Here is a 678-nt window from a genome sequence, read left to right as displayed (position 1 = left end):
TTCCGGCTCATTTTGAAGTGAGCCAAGATCACCATTCCGGACCACCTTGGGGAATTGCCTCCAAGGGGCGCGCTCACCTTTCCCTAACATACTCACAAAGCGTCTCCCTGAATTTTAGCAGCTAAAATCAGCGGGAGCGACTACGGGCCTGCTTTATCGAGGAGTCAGATGTAACGGCCCGACCGTCAGCATTGTATTCAATGCTCTTTATACTCCCTACTCCAGGTACTCTATCGAAATCATTGCGCGAATGCATAATAATTTTTTCCCGCATTGCTGGTACACGGAGTCCTTGTCGGCGTGTACGATCACGCCAAAGCTGGCCCGCTTCTTATCAGCCGGCGAGGCCGTATAAATGTTGTAGATACCGGCCTTCAGATTGAAGGCCTTTTCAACCTTCTCACTGCTCCATCCCTCCCCACTGTCGGACTGAACGATGCGTGAACCGTGTTGTTCCAGCCAGGCATTCAGTTCAGCCAGATCCTTGAACCGGGGCCGGGGACTGAACAGCCATTCCCGCACATTCCCCACTTGGTTTTCGACCTGCCCCTTCTCCCAGCCGGAAGCCGGTGTGCAGGCCACCGGTTCAAACAGATAATGATTGGCCAGGGCCAAAAACTGACGATTGAAGCGGCGCGCTTTGCCCACCTTGACTGCATCCACCAGGGTGCGGGGATT

Annotated in this window: 1 protein-coding gene and 1 pseudogene; both read right to left on the bottom strand. The window is 54.0% G+C overall.

The genetic code is table 11. From position 1 onward, the window contains the following. Nucleotides 1-127: 127 nt before the first annotated feature. Nucleotides 128-256 carry a KfrB domain-containing protein gene (locus ACOCD2_RS24310; RefSeq protein WP_419582010.1) on the bottom strand — a complete coding sequence of 43 codons (129 nt, stop codon included), beginning with the start codon at nucleotides 254-256 and terminating at the stop codon, nucleotides 128-130. A 197-nt stretch (nucleotides 257-453) separates the two neighbouring features. Then, nucleotides 454-678, bottom strand: a pseudogene (locus ACOCD2_RS24305) (IS21 family transposase); the annotation flags it as partial.

The sequence above is a fragment of the Thiolapillus sp. genome (genome assembly GCF_048562965.1).
Taxonomy (GTDB): Bacteria; Pseudomonadota; Gammaproteobacteria; order Chromatiales; family Chromatiaceae; genus Thiolapillus; species Thiolapillus brandeum_A.
The sequence above is the reverse complement of the archived record's forward strand: the minus strand, read 5'-3'. Positions and strand labels throughout refer to the sequence as shown.

Coding starts and splice junctions, on each gene's coding strand:
- ACOCD2_RS24310 (WP_419582010.1), bottom strand. CDS start 256: ATGCATTCGCGCAATGATTTCGATAGAGTACCTGGAGTAGGGAGTATA.